The organism is Terrirhizobium terrae (assembly GCF_030323265.1).
Taxonomy (GTDB): domain Bacteria; phylum Pseudomonadota; class Alphaproteobacteria; order Rhizobiales; family Rhizobiaceae; genus Neorhizobium.
This window is the reverse complement of sequence record NZ_CP104992.1, coordinates 803,909-827,089: the sequence shown is the minus strand read 5'-3', so window position 1 is coordinate 827,089 and position 23,181 is coordinate 803,909. Positions and strand designations below refer to the sequence as shown.

Here is a 23,181-nt window from a genome sequence, read left to right as displayed (position 1 = left end):
ATGAGCGGCATGAATAGCATGCCGGCGAGCATGGCAAGGATCAGCAATGGACGCAGGAAATTCGAGCCGAGGGCGAGATCCGTTGGCGCCAGATAGGCTCTTTCAAGCGTCATCCGATGGCTCGGCAGATCGAAGGCCACGACGACCTGACGCGTGTCGCCTGTCACACCAGGCAGGTGGGCCTTGAAATAGCCCCCGCGCAGGGAGCTTTGCAGGTCACCAGCGGGCAGACTGTTCTGTCGCATGGCGCCGTCCTGATCGATTGCCAGCAGATGTATGGCCTCAAGCGCGCTTCGTCTTGAGAAGAGGTATTGGGGAGACGTCTCACCGCCCGCTATATCGAAACGCAGCAGCACCCGCTCGCCTGAGAGCGAATAGGTCTGATCCCCGCAGATCCAGCGCTCGGGCGTCCGGGCGACCGCGGTGACATCCTCCGACAAACGGCTGGATGCCCAGCAGGAGCTTCCAATGCTCACGGGTTCGGCGGCGGCAAGCGGCGTGGCGGCCAGAGACGCGAGTATCGCAAGGCCCAGCACGGTCGTCAAAATTGCTTTTTGTAAATCGTCCCAAAACATGGGCCGACGCTACACGGCAAACGTTGCAATGCAGTTACAGGAAAATGTGGAGATCGAACGGATCGCAGTGAGGCTTCGGCTCTGTCAGGCGATGGCAGAAAACTGCAAGAAGCCGGCCTGGTCTTGAGCGTCTGCTCCGTGTCGTCGAGGGGCTTATGCGCCGCCTAGGCTTCGTGACCGGATAACGCGGTCTCAACAGGCTGAGGGGCGTCGGGCTTCGATTGGTTTCCCATACCGATGCGGCGATAGCGAAATTGATCCCCGTCCGTGGCGAGGGATTTTTCAATCAGGCTTTTCATGCGGTTATGCAGCGGGGATTTGATGCAAGCCGGGTCCGTGGCAGCGGCATTGCCGGCAATCGCCATGGCCTGGCAGCGACAGCCGCCCCAGTCGATCTCCCTGCGATCGCAGCTACGACACGGCGCAGCCATCCAATCCGTACCGCGGAAGGCATTGAAGGCTGGTGAATGGCGCCAGATGTCGGACAGGCTTTTTCGCCGTAGCGATCGAAGGTGAGGTTCGGGATGGTTCCCGCCGCATGGCAGGGAAGGACCGTGCCATCCGGGGCCACCATGAAGGCGTCGCGTGCCCAGCCGCCCATGCAGGGTTTCGGGTAAATGGCGAAATAGTCCGGCGGGACGAAATCGACGGTGAGAATGCCATGCAGTTCCTCCTGCGCCTGCTGGACGATCTCGACCTCTCGCTCCACCGTCTCCCTGTCCGGCATCAGTGCTTCGCGGTTGAGCAGCGCCCACCCGGCATATTGGACATTGGCGATCTCGATCCGTTCGGCATCAAGCTCAAGAGCAAGCTCGATGAAGGCAGGGATTTCGGCGATGTTGTGCCGATGGATCGGCGCATTGATGGTGAGTGGCAGGCCGGCGGCGCGGATTTGCCGGGCAGTCCGGATCTTCTTCTCGTGGCTGCCGCGGTTATTGCCGATCTTCTCCGTGGTAGGCGCATGGGCGCCCTGAAAACTGATCTGGACGTGATCGAGCCCGGCATCCGCCAGTGCCTGAATGCGGCCCTCGGCGATGCCCACACCCGCGGTGATGAGGTTGGTATAGACGCCGCGCCGGGCCAAGGTGGCGACAAGCAACTCGAGATCGGACCGCAATGTCGGTTCACCACCGGAAAGGTGGATCTGCAGCACGCCGAGATCGGCAGCCTCCTCGAAAAGCGAAAGCCATGCCTCGGTCGGCATTTCCCGGTTGGCCTTCAGGAGTTCGATCGGATTGGAGCAATAAAGGCATTGCAGCGGACAGCGATGCGTCAGCTCGGCCAACATTCCGATAGGGGTAGAATTGCCGTGCTCATAGGGTCACCAGCGCCCGGTCGGACCATTCCTGCAGGAATATCTCGACGTCTTCGGCGATTTCAGCGACGGGTGCATCGTATTGGCTGGACAGGTCCTGCAGAATGCGGTCGAGCGGCGTTCTGCCGTCGCAGAGTCTTAGAATGTCGAGGCTTACCTCGTCCGGCCAGAACACCTTTTCCGGTGAAAGGACGGCCCAGGCTCCGCGCACGGGATCGAACTGCAGCCGCACATGGGGCTTCAATGCGGGTGTGGAGTGGGGTGATACGATGTGCCGTGTGCGGTTCAGATTTCTCATACCTACCAGCCCCTATTCTGCGCAGGTGGCTGCCAGCCACCACCGCATGTGGCGCAGCTTTTGAACCGCACGTGCACCGATTTCATGGGGCGTCCGGATTGCAGCCACTACAATACCTTCCCGCCTTCGTGGCAGTTGATATAGTCGCGCTCGCCGTGGGTGTGCCGCCCCATCCGATATACCGGAGAGGACGGCGGACAGTGCCTATTTCTTCGCTGGCAGCTGAGCAGGAAAGTAACGGGACATTTCCATGCCGACGGCCACGGTGCACATTGCAGGCTTCTTCCAGGTCTTTTTCATGGGGCTCCTCCTTCCTCATAAAAACATTCTGACAAGATCATCCTACTCCAATATTTCTCATATCCAAGATCAGAACGCCACCATCGCGCGAATTTGAGCGAAGGCCTCTGTTTTCAGGTTGAAATTTCGATCGTCTTGGATAGGCTGACCTAGGCACCGAATGAAACGTACTGATCCGGCCCCGCGTCGGAGCTGCTGTACGATGTCCGCCGGAGGATGGGTCGCGGTGCTTTATGTGTTTGTTCTATCCGTTTCTTTCTTTCTTACTCTTCTCATTGGCGGCAATGCGGTCGCCCAGCGACCTTCCAAAGGCGAGCCGCCTGTTGAGTTGAGGCTCGGCTATATCAGGGCCTATGAACCTCAGCTGACGCTCTCCGTACTAGATGTAGCGCCCCGCGACGAAGGCGTTGCGGGCGCCGAGGTGGCAATCACCGACAACAACACGACCGGCCGTTTTCTCGGGCAGGCATTCTCGCTCGATGTAGTCGAGGTGAAGCTCGATGCGGATGTGATCCCGGCATTCGAGGACCTGCGGAAGAGAGGCGTTACCACCATCGTCGCGGATGTCTCTGCCCGCCAGCTTCTTTCCATCGCAGATGCGGCCAAGGCCAAGGGTATCTTAGTCTTCAATGTCGGTTCAGCTGACGACAGTTTGCGCGAGGAGAACTGCCGCGCCGATGTTTTTCACGTCGCGCCGACGCGCAGCATGCTGGCCGACGGGCTGGCGCAGTATCTTATCTGGAAGCAGTGGCGTCGCTGGGCGCTGATCTATGGATCGCATGAGGGAGACCGGCTCTTTGCCGATGCCCTGAGACGCGCGGCTACCCGTTTCGGCGGCGAGATCGTTGCGGAAAAAGAGTTCACAGACACGGGTACTGCGCGGCGGACCGATAGTGGCGTGGTGCAGATCCAGCGGCAGATGCCGGTTTTTACCCAGAGCCTGCCGGACCACGATGTCCTGCTGGTAGCTGACGAAAGCGAGGTTTTCGGTACCTACGTGCCGTTTCGCACCTGGCAGCCGCGGCCGGTGGCGGGCACGGCGGGGCTGATCCCGACCGCATGGCACCCCGCCAGCGAACAATGGGGCGGCACGCAGATCCAGAACCGGTTTGCCAAGGCCAACGGCCGGCGCATGCTGGCGAAGGACATGTCGGCCTGGACTGCCGTGCGCATCATCGGCGAGGCGGCGACGCGGACGCGCAGCACGGATGTTGGCCAGATTGCAGGGTTCATCCGCTCGGAGGACTTTTCGATCGCCGCCTTCAAGGGGCAGAAGCTGACCTTCCGGCAATGGAACTGGCAGCTCAGGCAGCCGATCTTTCTCGGCGATGGGCGATCGGTCGTGTCGACCTCACCGCAGGAGGGGTTTCTGCATCAGTTTTCCGAGCTCGACACGCTCGGCATCGACCAGCCGGAGACGAAATGCGTGCTGAAATAGGGTGATTGCGAACGAGCCTTGGGAGGGGCCGACATGTCGAACAGAACGACCTTTGCTGCCATCGCATTTGCTGCCGGGATTACCTGCACGGCGCCGGAAGCGGAAGCTTTCATGGCCTATGTCTCGAACGAGAAGGATAATTCGGTCACGGTGGTGGACACGGCGACCGGCGCGGTGGTGAAGACGCTTCCCGTCGGCCAGCGGCCGCGCGGCATCACCATCTCTCATGACGGCAAGTTCATCTATCTCTGCGCCAGCGACGACGACACGATCGAGGTGATCGATACCGAGACCCATGAGATCGTCGGCCAACTGCCTTCGGGGCCGGACCCGGAACTGTTCGTTCTCTCGCCCGATGGCAAGACGCTCTATGTCGCCAACGAGGACGACAATCTGGTCACCGTTATCGACATCGAAAGCAGCGATGTGCTGGCTGAAATCCCGGTCGGTGTCGAGCCGGAAGGCATGGGTATCAGCCCCGATGGCAAGACCATGGTGAATACGTCGGAGACGACGAACATGGCGCATTTCATCGATACGGACAGCCACGAGATTACTGACAACGTTTTGGTCGATTCACGGCCGCGGTTCGCCGAATTCAAGCCGGACGGGTCGGAAGTCTGGGTTAGCGCTGAGATCGGCGGCACGGTCTCGGTGATCGACAATGACAGCCGCGAGGTGAAGCACAAGATTACCTTCGAGATCGCCGGCCTGAGATCGGAAGCGATCCAGCCGGTCGGTGTGCGCATCACCGCCGACGGCAAGAAGGCCTATGTGGCGCTCGGTCCGGCAAACCGCGTGGCGGTGGTCGATACCGCTACCTACAAGGTGGAGAAATACGTGCTGGTCGGCCAACGGGTGTGGCAGCTCGCCTTCACCCCCGACCAGAAGACCATCATCAGCACCAATGGCGTCTCCAACGACATCACCTTCATCGACGTGGCGACCGACGAGCCCGTGCAGTCAGTGACAGTCGGCGCGATGCCATGGGGTGTGGTGGTCTCGCCGAAGTGAGCACGGATTTTGAGGAGCGAAGAGGAGGAGAAGATAATGCAGGCATATCGGAAATTTGCAGTCGCGACACTGGCGGTAATCTTTCTGTCGGCAGGCATGGGCCTGGCGCAGGACAAGGATGACGACGACGATGATGACCAGCCGGCTGCCAAGCCCACGGCGGCAACGGAGAAGGTCACCCGGGCCAGCAAGGATGTGCCGGAACTCATCCTCGGATCGTCCAAGGACAGTTTTGTGGTGAACCGCAAGGATTTCGAACTGGTCGCAGGCCAGGGCTATCGCTGGAAAATCACCTCTGCGGCTGGGCTCGAATACAAGTTCGTCACCGATCTCTTCCGCAATGTCTGGATGAACCAGATCGTCATCAACGATCTCGAGGTTCACATGAACGGCGCGCCAGCCTGGCTGGAATTCGACAGCGAGGGCACCATGCAGGTGCAGTTCACCGCGGTGCGGCCCGGGCAATACACATGGTCCGTGCCGGATCTGGCGGACAAGGGCATGAAGGGAACGATCACGATTAAATAGCGCAAGATGATGGGCAGCTGGCGGCTTCGGGAGGATGTCGCCAGCATGCTCGAACATGGGAGGAGCGGAAGAAATGCATGCCGATATGGAGGATGGCAGGGTGGAAGCGCTGGCTCTTGAAGTCATCGAGGTCAGCCATGCCTATGGGGGCAAGAAGGCTCTCGACGAGGTATCCTTTTCCATCCCAGTCGGGCGTTTCACGGTACTGCTTGGGCTGAACGGTGCCGGCAAGACGACGCTGTTCTCGCTGATCAGCCATCTCTATGACACAAGGCAGGGTGTAATCCGCATCTTCGGCCGGGATGTGCGGCGTGTGCCGGGAGAAGCCTTGAGACGGCTCGGCATCGTGTTCCAGGCGCGTACGCTCGATCTCGATCTCAGTATCGCGCAGAACCTGTCCTATCACGCAGCCCTGCACGGCATCGGCCGCAAGGAGGCGCTGGCACGGACCAAGGCCCTGCTGGCACAGGTCGACATGGGCGACAAGCTGCATGAGAAGGCGAGAAACCTTTCCGGTGGCCAGATGCGTCGCGTCGAAATCGTGCGCGCTCTCCTGCACCGGCCCTCGCTTCTGCTGCTCGATGAGGCAACCGTTGGGCTCGACATTCGATCGCGGGCGGAGATCCTCGCGTCGATCCGTGCGCTAGTCGCGGAGACGGGCGTCAGTGTGCTCTGGGCTACCCATCTCATCGACGAAGTGGATGACGGCGACGACGTCGTGATCCTCGATCGCGGCAAGGTACTGGCTTCGGGCGCGGTTGCCGAGATCATCGCCAGCACCGGAACGGGCGACATAAGGCAGGCATTCGCGGCTCTGAGCGGTCTGGCTGCCGGCCCCGCCGGTCCCGGATCCACCGGCGGATTTTCTCCGTTGCCGGCAGCGAGGGCGAAGCGATGACTGCGAGCGCGGGCATCCATCATCAATCCGTAGAGGTCGCTCCACGCGGTTTCGGCCTTGGGCAATATCTGGCCTGTCTCAGGGGCATTATGCTACGCGAGGGACTGCGCTTCCTCAATCAGCGGGAGCGGTTCGTTTCCTCGCTGGTGCGGCCGCTGCTGTGGCTGTTCATCTTCGCCGCGGGCTTCCGCCAGGTGCTCGGGGTGTCGATCATTCCCCCTACAAGACCTATGTGCTCTACGAGGTCTATATCACGCCGGGTCTCTGCGGCATGATCCTGCTGTTCAGCGGCATGCAGTCGTCGCTGTCCATGGTCTACGACCGGGAGATGGGCAATATGCGCACCCTGCTCGTCAGCCCGTTTCCACGCTGGTTCCTGCTGGTCGCGAAGCTTCTGGCGGGTGTCTCGGTCTCGGTTGTGCAGGTCTATGTGTTCCTGGCCGTCGCCTGGTTCTGGAGCGTCAAGCCGCCGCCGATCGGCTATCTCGCCGTTCTGCCCGCGCTGTTTCTCGCGGGCATGATGCTGTGCTCGCTCGGCATGCTCCTGTCGTCGATGATCCGGCAGCTGGAAAACTTCGCCGGCGTCATGAATTTCGTGATCTTCCCGATGTATTTCGCCTCCTCGGCGCTCTATCCGCTCTGGCGCATCCAGGAAGCGAGCCCGCTCCTTTTCCGCATCTGCCAGGCGAACCCCTTCACCTATGCGGTCGAGTTGATCCGCTTCGCGCTCTATGGCCGGCTCGACTGGATATCGCTTGCGGTCGTCGCCGGCTTTACAGTGCTTTTTCTCGGCGGCGCGATCCTAGCCTATGACCCGGCCAACGGACTGCTCAGCCGCAAGCGCGATACGGGAGGTAACGGCTGATGGTCTCGATCAGGCACATACTCATTGCTGCCGGCTTCGTCTCGCTCTCCTGTCTGCCTGCCAACGGCGCCCAGGGTGACGATCCGGACTGGCCCTGCATCCAGCGCAAGGTGCCGGAATTGTCGCTCGGCCAGATCTGGACCGGGCCGCCGCTACCGGCAGAGGCAGCGGACTGGGAGAATGACGAAGTCCTGTCCGAAATGGTCGAGGAGCTTGCGGCGCGCCGGATGCCGCTGGCCGAGGCTCAGGAACGGCTCAAGGCCTATCGGGATAGTTTGCCACCCGAGCAGCGATCGCTACGCGCCGCGATGCTGATCCAGGGGCTGTTCGACAAGATGAATGGGGAGCGCAGCCACGTCATCTCCGGCATCGCGCGCTATGCGCATCGCCAGCGGGACATGGCGGCCGATCTACGGCGGAATCCTCGGCCGTTGATGCACTGCGCAGCAAGGCGGGAGCCGACAGCAACGAGGTTGCCGTCCGTACGGAGCGGCTGACATTCCAGACACGCATCTTTCAGGAGCGCGTGCACTCGCTGACCTACGTCTGCGAAGTGCCGACACTGATCGAGCAGCGCCTCTATGCCCTGGTGAAAACACTGGCCGAGGCGCCGCCGGAAAAGTGATGATGCTCGCCGCTCATGGAGAGAACTGTTTGAGATAGGCGATGACATCGGCCACGTCCTTGTCCACCTTCAAGCCGACGAACGCCATCTTGGTGCCTTTGACCGTGGCTTTCGGGTCGTGAAGATAGGTTGTGAGGGTCGTTTCGTCCCACACCATGCCGCCCTTGCCGGCGTCCGCCATGGCCGCGGAATACTTGAAGCCGGCATGCGAGCCGGCTGCCCGCCCGATGACACCTTTCAGCGATGGGCCGACCTTGTTCTGGTCGGTATCGGAGACATGGCAGGCCTTGCATTTGGCAAATACCTTTTCGCCCGCAGCCGCATCCTGGCCAAAGGCATGACCCGCCATCGGCAACATGAAGCCGATGGCGCCAATAAAACAGATGGCACGCATAGAGTTCCTCCCAAAGGCAGTTACGACGAAGGGGATCTCCCGGTCCTGATGTCGTGTCTGCACACGCAAGGGTAGTTCGCGTGGGCCCCAAGTCAACATCGGCAAACGAAGCAATGTTACAAAATTAGGTTGTAGGCGCGTGTGCCTGCCTGCATTGACGCGCTTTTGGGCTGCGCGTAGTCTGGCACTCCATGGGGCTCCCGTAGTGAGGCCGCGGCCTTGCGGAGCTGAGCTGCTGTGGAGTTTGCCCGATGAACCTGGTCGATCTCGTGCTAACGGTTTGCCTGCTGAATGATCCGGCCCGCTGCCGTGAGGAGCACCTCTATTTCGAAGATCGTGGCTCGCTTTTCCAATGCATGATGCTGGCGCCGACCTATATCGCCAAGTGGTCTCAGGAACACCCGACCCTTAAGATTAAGCGTTGGACATGCGGATTTCCCGACAGGGGACGCGATATCTGACAGTTCTGTACCGGTCTTGATCGCGTCGCTCAGAAGCAGCGCACGTCCGCTTCCGCCTGGGCGCGGCGCAATTCGGAAACTGCTGCCTTGGCCACTGCGCCTTGCCGAAACAGCACGCCACGCTCCCCCGTTTGAAGCCCGAGGCTGATGAATGTCTCTGCCGCCTCGTATCGCTCGTAGGGCACGATCGAGGCTATGACATCAATCGAGCATGAACAACTCTGAAGTGCAGTTCGTGTTTCGCCGTTGGCTTTCATGCAGCCGTGAACATAGTCAAAAACTGCAACCGTAGGATAGTCGGTGTTCGCCAATGCCGTCGCAGCGCAACCGAGTGAAGCGAAGAAAAACGTAAGCCGCAAAGTCCCGATAGACATCGAAAATCTCCCAAAGTGACGACGTTCTACTCTCGATATTCAAAATATGTTCAATGATCATCTTTCATTTTATGCTTTGAGTTATTCAGTATTATTTATGAGCATCCGCAATAAATTATGTCGCATGGCAGCAATTGTACTTTGACCTGAATGTACTGTTAATAATACACTTGCCGGTCATGATGTAATACCCTATCGTCGTCACAGTTTCCGACTTCAAGGTTCTGTCTTTGGGAGGGGCAGGATCCGCAGGTCTGTTGGATTGGCAGTAAGGTGCCCTCTGTTCATCCTTGGCCGTGACACGCTGACGGAAAGCATTTCCCGCACATTGAGAAAATCACTTGGCTGCGCTGAAGCGCGCGACGGTTGGCGATGGCGAACCCGCGCGAATTAAAAAGCATCGGGAGGATTTCACATGCGGCTATCTGTAAAACCCATTTTTGCAACAAATGCATTCCTGCCACTTGCGACCGCGAGCATCCTGGTCGCCGGCCTGGCCGGAACGACGCTCGCCAATGACGATCTCGGCAAGCTTTCCGCAGATTCGAAGAACTGGGCGATGCCGACCGGCAACTATGCCAATCATCGCTATTCCGAACTGAAGGAAATCACCAAGGACAACGTGAAGAACCTGCAGGTGAAGTGGACCTTCTCCACCGGTGTCCTGCGCGGTCATGAAGGCGGGCCGCTGGTGATCGGCGACGTGATGTATATCCACACGCCCTTCCCGAACATCGTCTATGCGCTCGATCTCAACAATGACGGCAAGATCCTCTGGAAATACGAGCCGCGGCAGAATCCGAACGTCATCGGCATCATGTGCTGCGATACCGTCAACCGCGGCGTCGCTTACGGCGACGGCAAGATCATCCTGAACCAGGCGGACACGACGGTGGTGGCGCTCGATGCCAAGACCGGCAAGGTCGTCTGGTCTGTCAAGAACGGCGACCAGGACGATGGCGGCAAGGGTGAATCCGGGACGGCTGCGCCCCTCGTCGTCAAGGACAAGGTGCTGATCGGCATATCGGGTGCCGAATTCGGGGTACGCGGCTGGACGGCCGCCTATAACCTGAAAGACGGCTCGCTGGCCTGGAAAGCCTATTCGACCGGGCCGGATGCCGAAACGCTGATCGATCCGGAAAAGACCACCCATCTCGGCAAGCCGGTCGGCAAGGATTCCGGCATGAACACCTGGGAAGGGGAGCAGTGGAAGACCGGCGGCGGGACGACCTGGGGCTGGTTCTCCTATGATCCGAAGTCGAACCTGATCTATTACGGCACCGGCAATCCCTCTACCTGGAACCCGGTGCAGCGCCCGGGCGACAATCGCTGGTCGATGACGCTGATGGCGCGCGATGCCGACACGGGCATGGCGAAATGGCTCTACCAGATGACCCCGCATGACGAGTGGGATTATGACGGCGTCAACGAGAACATCCTCGTCGATGGTATGGAGGTCAACGGCAAGAAGCACGACGTGCTGGTGCACATGGACCGCAACGGTTTTGCCTATACGCTGGATCGAGTGAGCGGCGAATTGCTGGTCGCCAAGAAATACGATCCGAAGGTCAACTGGGCGACTGAAGTCGTGATGGATCCGAACAGCGACCAGTATGGCCGGCCGCAGGTGGTTGCCCAATATTCCACGCATCAGAACGGCGAGGATACCAATTCCACCGGAATTTGCCCCGCTGCTCTCGGAACGAAGGATCAGCAACCGGCGACTTATTCGCCGAAAACCGGTCTGTTCTACGTGCCGACCAACCATGTCTGCATGGATTACGAGCCCTACAAGGTGAGCTACACCGCCGGCCAGCCCTATGTCGGGGCGACGGTGTCCATGTATCCGGCACCGGACAGCCATGGCGGCATGGGCAATTTCATTGCCTGGGATGCGGCCAAGGGTGAGATCGTCTGGTCCAAGCCAGAACAGTTCTCGGTCTGGTCGGGCGCGCTCGCCACGGCCGGAGACGTCGTCTTCTACGGAACGCTGGAGGGCTACATCAAGGCGGTCGATCTGGACGGAAAGGAACTCTACCGGTTCAAGACGCCGTCCGGAATCATCGGCAACATCAACACGTTCGAGCACAAGGGCAAGCAGTATATCGCCCTGCTTTCGGGCGTTGGCGGATGGGCGGCGATCGGCCTGGCCGGTGGTCTCCTGTCTCCCGAAAATGCCGCTGCCTGGCACGATGCCGTCGACCAGGGCCGCGAACGGGGCGATGAAGCAACGACCGTCGGAACGGCTGGTCTCGGCGCGGTCGGCGGTTACGCCGCGCTTGCGGACTACACGACGCTCGGCGGGCAGCTGATGGTCTTCGGCCTGCCGGACTGACGCATCCACGACAATAACGCAGGGTCGTGCCCACCGGGCGCGGCCCGCACTCATCATAAAGCGACTTTTCCGATCAGCCTGCTTGCCGGCGGGCACACATGTGACGTCGACCTGTATGAGCTATGAGGTTCTCAATGAATTTTCGCACAGCCGCTTTTGCGCTTGGCGCCGTAGTCCCGTTTTTGATCGCCGATGCCGCTTTGGCGGAGGATACCAAGGAAAAGGCCGCCGCCGTGACGGAGGAGGACGGAAAATACATGGATGCGGAGGGCAGTCCGACATTCAAGTTCCAGCCGGATGGCACCGTCGACTGGTACACATTCAGCGGTTACCGCCGCTACCATTCGGACTGTCATGTCTGTCATGGTCCCGACGGGATGGGCTCAAGCTATGCGCCGGCGCTCGTCAACAGCATGAAGAGCATCGACTATGCGAGCTTCCTGTCGATCGTGGCGGAAGGTCGCAAGAATGTCGGCGGCGGCAAGGAGAATGTCATGCCGGCCTTCGGCGACAACAAGAATGTCTACTGTTACATGGACGATCTCTACGTCTATCTGCGGGCCCGCGCGGTCGGGGCAGCACCGAGAGGGCGGCCGCCGAAGAAAGTCGACAAGCCACAAGGGGCGAAGGATTTCGAAGCCTCCTGCATGGGAGGCTGATGTGCGGGAGCGAGGCGGGTTCGCAGCACGGGTTTGGACGGCAAGGGCCGGGGGCAGGGTTGCCTGTCTGGCGGTTGCGCTTACCGCATTGATCGCTGTCGGCCCGCAGATTGCGCATGCGCAAGGGGCAGGTCTCGGCGCCGCCGGCGAACTGGTCGATCCGGATGTTCTGCGTGTCTGTGCAGATCCTCAAACATGCCGTTTTCAGACGAAAGCGGAGAAGGGTTCGAGGACAAGCTGGCGAAAATGGTGGCGGAAGAAACGGGCCGCAAGTCGGTTGCCTATACCTGGTTTCCCACGATCATGGGCTTCGTGCGCAACACGCTCGGTGCCAACAGATGCGATATCATCATGGGCTACGCTCAAGGCGATGAACTGGTGCAGAACACCAATGCCTATTATCGATCCGCCTATGTGCTGATCTACCGCAAGAGCAGCGAGCTGGCGGGTGTCGAAACGCTGGCCGACCCGAAATTGGCGGGCAAGCGTATCGGGGTGGTCGAGGAACGCCTCCGACCGCGAACATGGCGGCGGCCAAGCTGATGGGGAAGGCCAAGGTCTATCCGCTGATGGTCGATACGCGCGCGCTTCCTTCCATGGCGGAGGTCGCTATGCGTGATCTGCAGGCAGGCGCGATCGATGCCGCGGTGCTTTGGGGGCCGATGGCGGGATACTATGCGGCGCGTGCCGAGAGCGAGATGATTGTCGTGCCGCTGATCCACGAGAAGGGTGGCCAGCGGATGATCTATCGCATCACCATGGGCGTGCGTCCGTCGGACCAGAGCTGGAAGCGCGTGCTGAACGCCTTCATCAAGGACAACCAGCCGCGGATCGAAAAGCTGCTGCTGGACTACAATGTGCCTCTGCTCGACGAGCACGATCGGAGGATCAACTAGCGGGCACGATGGTCAGCCTAAGGTGGTTGGCCGACAATTGAGGACAGCGGCGGATCGCCGCCAATCGTGTGGGGAGGAGTGGGGAAAGATGGATGTCCGCGCCGCAGTTGCCGTACAGGCAGGCAAGCCCTTGGAAGTGATGACGGTCCAGCTTGAAGGCCCGAAGGCGGGCGAAGTGCTGATCGAGGTCAAGGCGACCGGCATCTGCCATACCGACGATTTCACGCTCTCTGGAGCCGATCCGGAAGGTCTGTTTCCGGCCATTCTCGGGCATGAGGGCGCCGGCATCGTCGTCGATGTCGGACCCGGCGTCACCTCTGTGAAGAAGGGCGACCACGTCATCCCGCTCTACACGCCGGAATGCCGCGAGTGCTATTCCTGCACCAGCCGCAAGACCAATCTCTGCACCTCGATCTCGATCAACCCAGGGCCAGGGCGTCATGCCGGATGGCACGTCGCGCTTCTCGATCGGCAAGGACAAGATCCACCATTACATGGGCTGCTCGACCTTCTCGAACTACACGGTGCTGCCGGAGATCGCGGTCGCCAAGGTCAATCCGGACGCACCCTTCGACAAGATCTGCTATATCGGTTGCGGTGTGACCACCGGCATCGGTGCCGTCATCAACACGGCCAAGGTCGAGATCGGCTCGACGGCGATCGTCTTCGGCCTCGGCGGCATCGGCCTCAACGTGCTGCAGGGTCTGCGTCTGGCCGGTGCCGACATGATCATCGGCGTCGACATCAACCCTGACCGCAAGGCCTGGGGCGAAAAGTTCGGCATGACCCATTTCGTCAATCCGAAGGACGTCGGCGACGACATCGTGCCTTATCTCGTCAACATGACGAAGCGCGGCAACGACCTGATCGGTGGCGCCGACTACACGTTCGACTGCACCGGCAATACCAAGGTGATGCGCCAGGCGTTGGAAAGCTCCCATCGCGGCTGGGGCAAGTCGGTCATTATCGGCGTTGCGGGAGCGGGCCAGGAGATCTCGACGCGTCCGTTCCAGCTGGTCACCGGCCGCAACTGGATGGGCACGGCCTTCGGCGGCGCGCGCGGCCGCACCGACGTACCGAAGATCGTCGACTGGTACATGGAAGGCAAGATCCAGATCGACCCGATGATCACCCACACCATGCCGCTCGAAGAGATCAACAAGGGGTTCGAGCTGATGCATTCGGGCGAAAGCATCCGCGGGGTGGTGATATACTGAGGCTTTCGATTGCCTGCGTGGCGTCTGCCTGGCGGGCATCGGAAGCAAATGAACGAGAGCCGCAGGTTTCTCAGCAGAACGTCATCAAGATCTCTGCGTCACATGCGGATCAGGCGATGACAACAGAGGAGGCTGAGCCGGGAAACTCTGGTCTCGAGCCGATATCTCAAGTTGGAGGCGAGGCAGCCGCCGATAAGCCGGACGGACCTCGAAACAGGAGGAGAAGCGCAATGGACAGTGCAGTTCAGATCCGTATTCATCCCGCGATTGATGGCGGTATCAAGCCGGAAGGGGCCGGGTTTTCCGGCGGCACGCTGGTCTGCGAATGCACCGACCGGCCGGTCAAGGTGAAGATCGAGGGACAGGTGGCCCATAACCATGCCTGCGGCTGCACCAAGTGCTGGAAGCCGAAGGGGCAGACTTTTCCATCGTCGCCGTCGTGCCGCATGACAAGGTGACGGTGCAGGAAAACGGCGACAAGCTCGCGGTCGTCGATCCGTCGGCGCTCATCCAGCGGCATGCCTGCAAGCAATGCGGCGTGCATATGTATGGGCCGGTTGAACGCGAGCACGCATTCCAGGGGCTGGATTTCATCCATCCCGAGAGGTTCCAGGAGGCCGGCTGGGCGCCTCCGGGCTTTGCTGCCTTCGTCTCTTCGATCATCGAATCCGGTGTCGATCCGGGTCGCATGGATGGCATTCGCGGACGGCTGAAGGAGCTGGGGCTGGAGCCCTATGACTGCCTGTCGCCAGGGCTGATGGACTACGTTGCCACCTGGGTGGCCAAGAAGTCCGGGGCGCTTCCGGCCTGATCAAGGCCTTGGTAGCTGGTTTCGACGGCTAGCGGCCATATGGTGCAGATGCGCCATATGGCCCGTCTCGCCATTTGTCGGCCTTTTCCGGGGTGAGGGCTGGCGTCCGATAAGCCAGTGTCGCCTTTTTCATCCAGCCGTGTAGGGTCGGGCATTTCGCGCTTACGGCATCAGTCGAAGCGCGACAGGAACTCGGAGACCGTCTTCAGGCAGAGCGCCTTTTCCTCCACATGCGGCATGTGGCTGGAGTTTTCGAACAGAACCCATTCGCAGCCTTTGACCTTGTCGACATAGGGCTTGACGACCAGCGGCGTGGCCTCGTCGTATTTTCCCGAGATCTTGAGGGTCGGCGCTTCGATCAGGTGCAGGCGATCCTCGATCGTCCAGTCCTTCATCGTGCCGATGACGTGGAATTCCGTCGGACCGTTCATGTTGCGGTAGACGGTATTGTCCTCGTCCATGATGGCGAAGGTGCGGGCCACTTCCGCCGGCCAGGGTGAAACGCGGCAGACATGGCGGTCGTAGAAGACGCGCGATGCCGTGATATATTCCGGATCGGTGATCGTGCCGGCTTGCTCGTGCTTCAACAGCGTTTCCTGGACGTCCTGCGGCAGTTCCTCGCGCAGGCGGTTGGCCTCTGACACCCAGGTGCGCATGTTGGCTGGCGAATTGGCGATGACGAGGGCCTTCAGGCCCTTCGGCTGGCGCACGGCATGTTCGGCCCCGAGCATGCCGCCCCAGGACTGGCCGAGAAAGGCATAGCGATCCTGAATGCTGAGATGGGAGAGAAGCGCGTCGAGTTCTTCGAGGAAGAGGGCAGGGGTCCAGAAATCCGGCCCCTTTTCCGGCAGGCGGGAGGAATTGCCATTGCCGAGCTGGTCGTAGTGGATGACGGCGCGACCGTCGATTTCGGTAATGCCCTTGAAGCTGTCGACATAGTCATGGGTGCAGCCGGGGCCGCCATGGGCGACGACGAGCGGCAGCTTGCCGCTGTCGAGCGAGCCGGTGACGCGATACCAGGTCCGGTATTCGCGAAAGGGCAGGAAGGCTTCCTTCGACGCTGTTGCAGGCACGTTCATCTCCATGTCGTTACAGTCCATGGGAAAAGCATAACGTGGCGACAGGAGGTGCGGCAGCTATCACAAGTTATAGGATGGGCGGTCTTCGAGCAGGCGGTAATGGGTGGCGCGCACGACGGCCTGGGTGCGGTTTCGAGCGCCCAGTTTTTTCGCCGCCGCATTGAGGTGCATGACGACGGTCGGCACCGATCGGTCGATGATGCGCGAGATTTCCTTGGCTGAAAGGCCCTCGGCGGAGTGACGCAGACATTCGCGTTCCCGCTCCGTCAGCCTCGCTTTGCCGGCGCTGAATGTCGTCGGATCGAAGAGCGAATAGGCCGTCTCATGGAAGACGTGTGCGAGCAGGTTGAAGTCGGCGATGTAGCGCAGCGCGTGGCGTTCGAATTCCCGGTTGCCGCCGAAGCGTACGCCGGTGACGGTCGCATAGTCGCCGCGCGGCATATGGACGGGCACGGTAACGCCGGTCGACATGTCGCGCTCGCTGAGATAGCGCGCGACAGGGGCGGTATCCTCGGTCATGAAGCGGCGGATCAGCGTGTCGACATCTGCGTCGTAATTCCAGAAAAACGGCGTCGACGTGCGCAGCGCCACCTGCTGTACCGGGTCGATGCGGAAATAGCCGCGATCGAACCAGTAGTCGTGCATGTCCTCGGAAATATTGCGCAGCTTCAGCAGCGACGGGATCATGATCGCGCCGTCGAGATCGTAGGGAACCGGCGTGTAGTCATAGATCAGTGCCTCGAAACCGATCGCCTTCATCGCTTCGAAGATCTGGTCGATACGGCCGTCCAGCGTCTCATGAGCCGTGAACTGGCTTCTGATCGTGCCGATTTGGTCAAGCATTCCGTGGCATCCCCGGCTCCACAGCCCCTTAATGCGCCGATCCTATCACTTCTTATAGCTGGCGCCCAATAACGTTTGCGGTAAAAATTAGCGGTGCTCAAATATTGAGCAAGCGAAATTTTGCCGGAGTGCGCGATGTGGCGTGAGATCGAGCCCGATGCTCGACATGAGGTCGAGGTCGACGGCCACAAGGTCGTCGCTTACAGTTTCGGCGATGGGCCGGAGACGGTTTTCTGCCTCAATGGCGGGCCGGGCCTTCCTTGCGACTATCTGCGGGAAGCCCATTCCTGCCTGATCGACAAGGGTTACCGCGTCGTCGCCTTCGACCAGCTGGGGACCGGCGCCTCCGACCGGCCGACAGACGCGTCGCTCTGGACGATCGGCCGCTATGTCGAGGAGACCGAGACGGTGCGCAAGGCACTCGATCTCGGCAAGGTCCACATGCTCGGCCATTCCTGGGGCGGATGGCTCGCCATCGACTATTCGCTGACCTATCCGGAAAACCTGCAAACACTGATACTCGAGGATACGGTGGCGGACATGCCGCACCTCATTTCGGAGCTGGAGCGGCTGCGCGCGGCACTCGGACCGGAAACGGTGGCGATGATGCAGAAACACGAGGCGCAGGGCACCTACGACCATCCGGAATATCTGGCCGCCGTGACGATCCTCAACTACCGCCACGTCTGCCGCCTGCCTGAATGGCCGGCACCGGTCAATCGGTCGCTCGACGACTGGAACATGGGGCCTTACGGCACGATGCAGGGACCGAACGAGTTCCTCTATATCGGCAACCTGAAGGATTGGAACCGTATCCCCGACCTGCCGGGCATGACCGTGCCGACGCTGATTACCTGCGGCGAACATGACGAGCTGACCCCGGCCTGCGCGCTGAAGATGAAGCTCGCCATCCCGAATGCGGAGCTCATGGTCATCGCCAATGCCAGCCACATGCCGTTCTACGAAAACCCGACGGATTATTATCCGGCGCTTCTCGATTTCCTCGCCCGCAACAGGCCGAACTGATGCATAGATCGATGAAAGACAGCATCAGACGACGGGGGCGCCATGCACCGCTATAGGTTCGTTCTTTTAAGGCCGTTGCAGTTCCTGCCGGTCATTTTCGGCATCAGCATCATCACCTTCATCCTGGTGCGGCTGATCCCGGGAGATCCGGCGCGCGTGCTGCTCGGCACCCGCGCGACACCGACGGCGATCGCCAATATCCGCGCCCAGTTCGGCCTCGATGAACCGATCTGGCTGCAATATCTCTATTTCCTGAGAAATCTCGGCAATGGCGAGATGGGCAAGTCGATCCTCTACAAGATCGATGTCCTGAAGCTCATTGCCACCCGCATCGAGCCGACGCTCGCGCTCGTCATTGCAAGCGTGGTTCTGTCGATCGTAATCGCCGTGCCGATGGCATCGATTGCGGCGCGCAATGCCGGCCGGGCGCCGGATCACGCGGTGCGGATCATATCCACTTTCGGCATCGGGTTTCCGCCCTTCTGGCTTGGGCTGATGCTGATCATCCTGTTCAGCGTCAAGCTCGACCTGCTGCCCGTCTCCGGTTACGGCTCGACGCTCGGCGACAAGCTTGCGCATCTGATCCTCCCGAGCCTTACCATTGCTCTATCGCTTTCGACCGTGCTGACCCGCAGCCTGAGGGCGGCGATGATCGAGGGGCTGAAGTCTGATGTGGCGACGGCCGCGCGTGCCCGTGGGATGCCGGAGCGCATCGTCTTTTGGCGGCATGTGCTGCCGAATTCGCTGGTGCCGACGATCAATCTCCTGGCGGTCAATACCGGCTGGCTGATCGGCGGCACGGTGGTGATCGAAAGCGTTTTCGCGCTTCCCGGGATGGGGCAGTTGCTGGTGCGGGCCATCTTCTCACGCGACTATGGTCGTGCAGGGCGTCGCCATGGTGTTTGCCTGCGCCACCGTACTCGTCAATTTCCTCGCCGATATCGCCACCGTCGCGGCCGATCCGAGGGTGAAGCTATGAGCGCTGGTGCCATGTCTGTGTCTGCCGCCGGTTGGAGGAGCTTTCTCGGCAAGCGGACGATGCTTGTGGTCGGTGCATCGATCCTGTTCCTCTTCCTGCTGATGGCGGTCGCAGCACCGCTGATCGCGCCTTATGATCCCATCCTTCAGGATGGTTCCTCGCGGCTGCAGCCGCCGTCGTTCTTGCATCCGTTCGGTACCGATAATTTCGGCCGCGATATCCTGTCGCGCATTATCTGGGGTGCGCGGATCGACCTGCAGATCGCCTTTCTCGGCGTCGCCTTTCCCTTCGTCATCGGCACGGTGGTCGGCACGATTGCGGGCTTTTTCGGTGGCATCGTCGATGCGGTCTTCATGCGGATCGTCGACATCATCCTGGCCTTTCCCTTTCTCGTGCTGATGCTGTCGATCATCACCATTCTCGGGCCGGGGCTTTCCAGCTTCTACATCGCCATGGCGCTGGTCGGCTGGGTCTCCTATGCGCGGCTGATCCGGGCGCAGATCCTGGTGCTCAAGACCAGCGATTATGCGGTGGCCGCCGTCAGTCTCGGTTTCGGCCGGATGCGGATCATGTTCCGGCACCTGCTGCCGAATGCGATTGCCGGTTCGATTGTGTTTTCCATGTCGGATGCGGTGCTGGTCCTGCTCTCCGGCGCGGCCGTCAGCTATCTCGGCCTTGGCGTCCAGCCGCCTGTCGCCGAATGGGGCGTGATGGTGGCCGAAGGGCAGAGCTTCATCACCACCGCATGGTGGATCACGCTGTTTCCCGGCCTCTCCATCGTCTTCCTCGCCTTCGGCTTCAGCATTCTGGGCGATGCGCTCGGCGAATTGCTCGGGGTGCATGAATGAACGCTCCCATCCTTTCCGTCCGTGACCTGACGGTCAAAGCCCATCTGAATGGCGAGACGCGCGTCCTGCTCGATGCCGTCTCGCTCGATCTGGCGAAAGGCGAAATCCTCGGTCTCGTCGGCGAGAGCGGATCCGGCAAGAGCCTGTTCTGCCGGTCGCTGGTGCGGCTGCTTCCTTCCTCAAGACTGAAAATCGAGGACGGTGCGGTGCTTCTCGAAGGGCGTGATCTGACGTCCCTCAGCGATGCCGAAATGCTGAAGGTACGGGGCAGCGAGATCGGCATGATCTTCCAGAACCCGACCAGCCATCTCGACCCGGTGATGCGGATCGGCGACCAGATCTCGGAAGGTATCCGTTATCATCAGGGGCTCGATGCGCGGGCAGCGCGCGCGGCTGCGACCGAAATTCTGTCGCAGGTCGGTTTCCCGATCCGCTTCGCCAGTATGACAGCTATCCGCACGAATTTTCTGGCGGCATGCGCCAGCGGGCAATGATCGCCGTCGCGCTGTCCTGCGATCCCAAAATCCTGATCGCCGACGAGCCGACGACCGCGCTCGATGTGACCATCCAGGCGCAGATCTTGGCACTGCTGATGGATCTGCGTGAGAAGCGCGGCCTGTCGATCATCCTGATCACCCATGATCTCGGGATCGTGGCGCAGACCTGCGACCGCATCGCGGTGATGCGCGGGGGCAAGCTGCTGGAACAGGGAACGAAGCGGCAGATCCTCTCACAGCCGAAAGACCCGTATACGATCCGGCTGATCCACAGCCATCCGTCCATGCCGGACGTGGAGCCGGTAACCGAAGCTGCTGCTTCCACCGTTGCGGCGCCAGTGAAGCCGATCCTCGAAATCGATGACCTGCATGTCCGCTTCCCGGTCGGCGGAAGCTTCTTCCGGGGAGCCAAAGCGAAGACCATCAGCGCCGTTTCCGGCATCAGCCTGCAGATCATGCCGGGCGAGACGGTCGGCATCGTCGGTGAATCCGGCAGCGGCAAGAGCACGCTCGCCCGTGCGCTGCTGGGCCTAACGCCTATCTCATCCGGTCATATCAGCTTCGAGGGCATCGATCTTGCTCAGCAGAAGACGGCCGGCCTAGCGAAGCTGCGGCGCGAGGCGGCGATGGTGTTCCAGGACCCGTTCAACGCGCTGAACCCGCGCATGACCATCGGCCAGACGATCGGCGAGGTGCTTGCCGTGCAGGGCAAGGTCGCACGGGCCGATATTCCGCAGCGGATCGGCGAGCTGCTCGATCTGGTCGGGCTGGAGCGCGAATTTGCCAATCGCAAGCCGCGCTCGATGAGCGGCGGCCAGTGCCAGCGGGCGGGTATTGCCCGTGCGCTGGCAGTCGATCCGAAGCTGATCATCGCCGACGAATGTGTGGCAGCCCTCGACGTGACCATCCAGGCGCAGATCATCGACCTGTTCCGCGAGCTGGCCGCGAAAATGAACCTCACGCTGCTGTTCATCGCCCATGATCTGGCGATCGTGCGCAATCTCTGTGCCCGCACCATCGTCATGTATCGCGGCGAGGTGGTCGAGGATGGGCCGTCGGAGCAGGTCTTCTCGCAGCCGAAACATGCCTACACCGCATCACTCGTCGCGGCGATCCCGGATATCGATCCGGACAAGCCGCTGCTCGGCGATGCCGAAGAGACATCCGAAAGCATCCGATCCATCAAGCGAATGCCATAACAAAGAAGGGAACGACATCATGAACAGGAAGTGGAAATCGATCGGGTTTGCGGCCTTTGCCGCGGCTCTCTCACTCAGCGCCAGTTTTGCCGAAGCCGCCGGCGTTCTGACTATCGGCCGTCGCGAGGACTCGACGACGTTCGATCCGATTAAGTCGGCTCAGAATGTCGACAACTGGGTGTTCTCCAACGTCTTCGACGTGCTGATCCGCGTTGACAAGACCGGCACCAAGCTGGAGCCCGGCCTTGCCGAAAGCTGGACTGTGTCCGACGATGGGCTGACCTACACGTTCAAGATCCGCGACGCGAAGTTTTCCGACGGCTCGCCGATCACTGCCGAGGACGCCGCGTTCAGCCTGCTGCGCATCCGCGACAATGAAGGGTCGCTGTGGAGCGACAGCTACAAGATCGTCGAGACGGCCGAAGCGACCGATGCGAAGACGCTGACCGTCAAGCTGAAGACGCCGTCGGCACCGTTCCTCTCGACGCTGGCGCTGCCCAACGTCTCGGTTCTGTCAAAGAAGGCCGTCGAGGCGGGCGAAGATGCTTTCGCAGAACTGCCAACGGCCTCTTCCGGTGCCTTCACCGTCAAGGAGTGGCGACGCGGCGATCGCGTCATCCTCGAAAAGAACCCGAATTTCTGGCAGGCGGATCGCGTCAAGCTCGACGGCGTCGAGTGGATCTCGGTTCCGGACGACAATACCCGCATGCTGAACGTGCAGGCCGGCCAGCTCGACACGGCGATCTTCGTGCCCTTCTCGCGCGTCGAGGAGCTGAAGAAGGACGCCAATCTTAGCGTATTGATCGACACCTCGACCCGCGAGGATCACCTGCTGATCAATCACGAGCATGGGGCGCTCGCCAAGAAGGAGGTCCGCCAGGCTATCGACATGGCGATCGACAAGAAGGCGATTGTCGATACTGTGACCTTCGGTCTCGGCACGGTCGCCAATTCCTATATCCCGAAGGGCTCGCTCTATCACTACGATGCGAACTACCAGTACCCGTACGATCCGGAAAAGGCGAAGGCGATGCTGGCGGAAGCCGGCGCTTCCGATCTGTCCTTGAACTATGTCGTCAATGCCGGCAACGAGGTGGACGAACAGATTGCGGTCCTTCTGCAGCAGCAGCTTTCCAAGGCGGGCGTGACTGTCAATCTGCAGAAGGTCGATCCGAGCCAGAGCTGGGACATGCTCATTGCCGGCGACTACGATATCTCGGTCATGTACTGGACGAACGACATTCTCGACCCCGACCAGAAGACGACCTTCGTTCTCGGTCACGATACCAATATGAACTACATGACCCGCTACAAGAGCGACAAGGTGAAGGATCTGGTGGCCGCAGCGCGTCTGGAGCTCGATCCGAAGAAGCGCGAGGCCATGTATGTCGAGATCCAGAAGACCGCCAAGGACGATGTCCACTGGGTCGATCTCTACTACAGCCCCTATATCAATGTCGCCCGCAAGAACGTCGAGAATTTCTATCAGAATCCGCTCGGCCGCTTCTTCCTGGAAGACACGGTGAAGAACTGATCATGCGAGGAAGCCGGGCGCTTCGCGTCTGGCTTCCCGTTTTGCACAAGGGGTCGAGGGCGCCAAGCCGGGCGATCGCTCGACGATCCGCAAGTTCCATCTCTCCGGCGTCGGCTGGGCAAAGCCCGGGCGATGTCGCGGTTTCGGGAGGAATCGTCTTGCGATCTCCGAGC

The 23,181-nt window shown here is 60.7% G+C and carries 17 protein-coding genes and 7 pseudogenes; 17 read left to right on the top strand and 7 right to left on the bottom strand.

The features are described from left to right. Positions 1-739: 739 nt before the first annotated feature. The 3 genes and pseudogenes from pqqE to N7E02_RS30315 form a co-directional block, all read right to left on the bottom strand. Positions 740-1,863, bottom strand: a pseudogene (pqqE, locus tag N7E02_RS12040) (pyrroloquinoline quinone biosynthesis protein PqqE). A gap of 25 nt (positions 1,864-1,888) precedes the next feature. Then, on the bottom strand, positions 1,889-2,188 hold the full coding sequence (gene pqqD, locus N7E02_RS12035) for a pyrroloquinoline quinone biosynthesis peptide chaperone PqqD (protein ID WP_286582168.1): 300 nt from the start codon (positions 2,186-2,188) through the stop codon (positions 1,889-1,891). A 204-nt stretch (positions 2,189-2,392) separates the two neighbouring features. Further along, positions 2,393-2,488, bottom strand: coding sequence for a pyrroloquinoline quinone precursor peptide PqqA (locus N7E02_RS30315; RefSeq protein WP_510185307.1), 96 nt, complete (start codon positions 2,486-2,488; stop codon positions 2,393-2,395). A gap of 235 nt (positions 2,489-2,723) precedes the next feature. Here N7E02_RS30315 and pedA1 point away from each other — a divergent pair, with 235 nt between their 5' ends. From pedA1 to N7E02_RS12005, 6 genes and pseudogenes are all read left to right on the top strand, one after another. After that, on the top strand, positions 2,724-3,926 hold the full coding sequence (gene pedA1 / locus N7E02_RS12030; RefSeq protein ID WP_374730719.1) for a lanthanide ABC transporter ABC transporter substrate-binding protein PedA1: 1,203 nt from the start codon (positions 2,724-2,726) through the stop codon (positions 3,924-3,926). A gap of 33 nt (positions 3,927-3,959) precedes the next feature. Further along, the gene (locus tag N7E02_RS12025; protein ID WP_286582166.1) at positions 3,960-4,940 is read left to right on the top strand and encodes a YVTN family beta-propeller repeat protein; all 981 of its coding nucleotides are present in this window, start codon (positions 3,960-3,962) and stop codon (positions 4,938-4,940) included. A gap of 36 nt (positions 4,941-4,976) precedes the next feature. Further along, the gene (locus N7E02_RS12020) at positions 4,977-5,468 is read left to right on the top strand and encodes a cupredoxin domain-containing protein (protein WP_286582164.1); all 492 of its coding nucleotides are present in this window, start codon (positions 4,977-4,979) and stop codon (positions 5,466-5,468) included. A 73-nt stretch (positions 5,469-5,541) separates the two neighbouring features. Then, positions 5,542-6,366 carry a lanthanide ABC transporter ATP-binding protein PedB/LutE gene (pedB, locus tag N7E02_RS12015; protein ID WP_286582163.1) on the top strand — a complete coding sequence of 275 codons (825 nt, stop codon included), beginning with the start codon at positions 5,542-5,544 and terminating at the stop codon, positions 6,364-6,366. An 89-nt stretch (positions 6,367-6,455) separates the two neighbouring features. Continuing rightward, positions 6,456-7,231 (top strand): annotated as a pseudogene (gene pedC / locus N7E02_RS12010) (lanthanide ABC transporter permease protein PedC). Beyond that, complete coding sequence (locus N7E02_RS12005) at positions 7,231-7,728, top strand: hypothetical protein (RefSeq protein WP_286582161.1); 498 nt, start codon at positions 7,231-7,233, stop codon at positions 7,726-7,728. Before pedC ends, N7E02_RS12005 begins: the two are co-directional and overlap by 1 nt. Before the next feature lie 141 nt (positions 7,729-7,869). Here the strand turns inward: N7E02_RS12005 and N7E02_RS12000 are convergent, their stop codons facing one another. Then, positions 7,870-8,250 (bottom strand): c-type cytochrome, encoded by a 381-nt coding sequence (locus tag N7E02_RS12000; RefSeq protein WP_286582160.1) that lies wholly within the window; start codon positions 8,248-8,250, stop codon positions 7,870-7,872. A gap of 251 nt (positions 8,251-8,501) precedes the next feature. Here N7E02_RS12000 and N7E02_RS11995 point away from each other — a divergent pair, with 251 nt between their 5' ends. Next, positions 8,502-8,711, top strand: coding sequence for a hypothetical protein (locus N7E02_RS11995; RefSeq protein ID WP_286582158.1), 210 nt, complete (start codon positions 8,502-8,504; stop codon positions 8,709-8,711). A gap of 29 nt (positions 8,712-8,740) precedes the next feature. Here N7E02_RS11995 and N7E02_RS11990 read toward each other — a convergent pair whose 3' ends face one another. After that, the gene (locus N7E02_RS11990) at positions 8,741-9,085 is read right to left on the bottom strand and encodes a hypothetical protein (protein WP_286582157.1); all 345 of its coding nucleotides are present in this window, start codon (positions 9,083-9,085) and stop codon (positions 8,741-8,743) included. Between the two features lie 415 nt (positions 9,086-9,500). Here N7E02_RS11990 and N7E02_RS11985 point away from each other — a divergent pair, with 415 nt between their 5' ends. The 5 genes and pseudogenes from N7E02_RS11985 to gfa all read left to right on the top strand — a co-directional run bounded on the left by N7E02_RS11985 (position 9,501) and on the right by gfa (position 15,003). After that, a complete protein-coding gene (locus N7E02_RS11985) occupies positions 9,501-11,420 on the top strand; it encodes a methanol/ethanol family PQQ-dependent dehydrogenase (protein WP_353622879.1) in 1,920 nt (639 codons plus the stop codon). A 134-nt stretch (positions 11,421-11,554) separates the two neighbouring features. Then, the gene (locus N7E02_RS11980; RefSeq protein WP_286582156.1) at positions 11,555-12,079 is read left to right on the top strand and encodes a c-type cytochrome, methanol metabolism-related; all 525 of its coding nucleotides are present in this window, start codon (positions 11,555-11,557) and stop codon (positions 12,077-12,079) included. Between the two features lie 67 nt (positions 12,080-12,146). Continuing rightward, a pseudogene (locus N7E02_RS30055) lies at positions 12,147-12,975 on the top strand (quinoprotein dehydrogenase-associated putative ABC transporter substrate-binding protein). 88 nt (positions 12,976-13,063) lie between these two features. Then, positions 13,064-14,192: pseudogene (locus N7E02_RS11970) on the top strand (S-(hydroxymethyl)glutathione dehydrogenase/class III alcohol dehydrogenase). A gap of 230 nt (positions 14,193-14,422) precedes the next feature. Then, positions 14,423-15,003, top strand: a pseudogene (gene gfa / locus N7E02_RS11965) (S-(hydroxymethyl)glutathione synthase). A gap of 170 nt (positions 15,004-15,173) precedes the next feature. Here gfa and N7E02_RS11960 read toward each other — a convergent pair. Then, a complete protein-coding gene (locus N7E02_RS11960; RefSeq protein ID WP_286582155.1) occupies positions 15,174-16,088 on the bottom strand; it encodes a proline iminopeptidase-family hydrolase in 915 nt (304 codons plus the stop codon). A gap of 54 nt (positions 16,089-16,142) precedes the next feature. After that, a complete protein-coding gene (locus N7E02_RS11955; RefSeq protein ID WP_286582154.1) occupies positions 16,143-16,925 on the bottom strand; it encodes a helix-turn-helix transcriptional regulator in 783 nt (260 codons plus the stop codon). 135 nt (positions 16,926-17,060) lie between these two features. Here N7E02_RS11955 and N7E02_RS11950 point away from each other — a divergent pair, with 135 nt between their 5' ends. From N7E02_RS11950 to N7E02_RS11930, 5 genes and pseudogenes are all read left to right on the top strand, one after another. Further along, the gene (locus N7E02_RS11950) at positions 17,061-17,951 is read left to right on the top strand and encodes a proline iminopeptidase-family hydrolase (protein ID WP_286582152.1); all 891 of its coding nucleotides are present in this window, start codon (positions 17,061-17,063) and stop codon (positions 17,949-17,951) included. Between the two features lie 42 nt (positions 17,952-17,993). Continuing rightward, a pseudogene (locus tag N7E02_RS11945) lies at positions 17,994-18,930 on the top strand (ABC transporter permease). After that, positions 18,927-19,778 (top strand): ABC transporter permease, encoded by an 852-nt coding sequence (locus N7E02_RS11940; protein WP_286582150.1) that lies wholly within the window; start codon positions 18,927-18,929, stop codon positions 19,776-19,778. The pseudogene N7E02_RS11945 and the gene N7E02_RS11940 overlap by 4 nt, the downstream one beginning before the upstream one ends. Further along, positions 19,775-21,474 (top strand): annotated as a pseudogene (locus N7E02_RS11935) (dipeptide ABC transporter ATP-binding protein). The gene N7E02_RS11940 and the pseudogene N7E02_RS11935 overlap by 4 nt, the downstream one beginning before the upstream one ends. Before the next feature lie 19 nt (positions 21,475-21,493). Beyond that, a complete protein-coding gene (locus N7E02_RS11930) occupies positions 21,494-23,008 on the top strand; it encodes an ABC transporter substrate-binding protein (RefSeq protein ID WP_286582148.1) in 1,515 nt (504 codons plus the stop codon). Positions 23,009-23,181 lie beyond the last annotated feature (173 nt).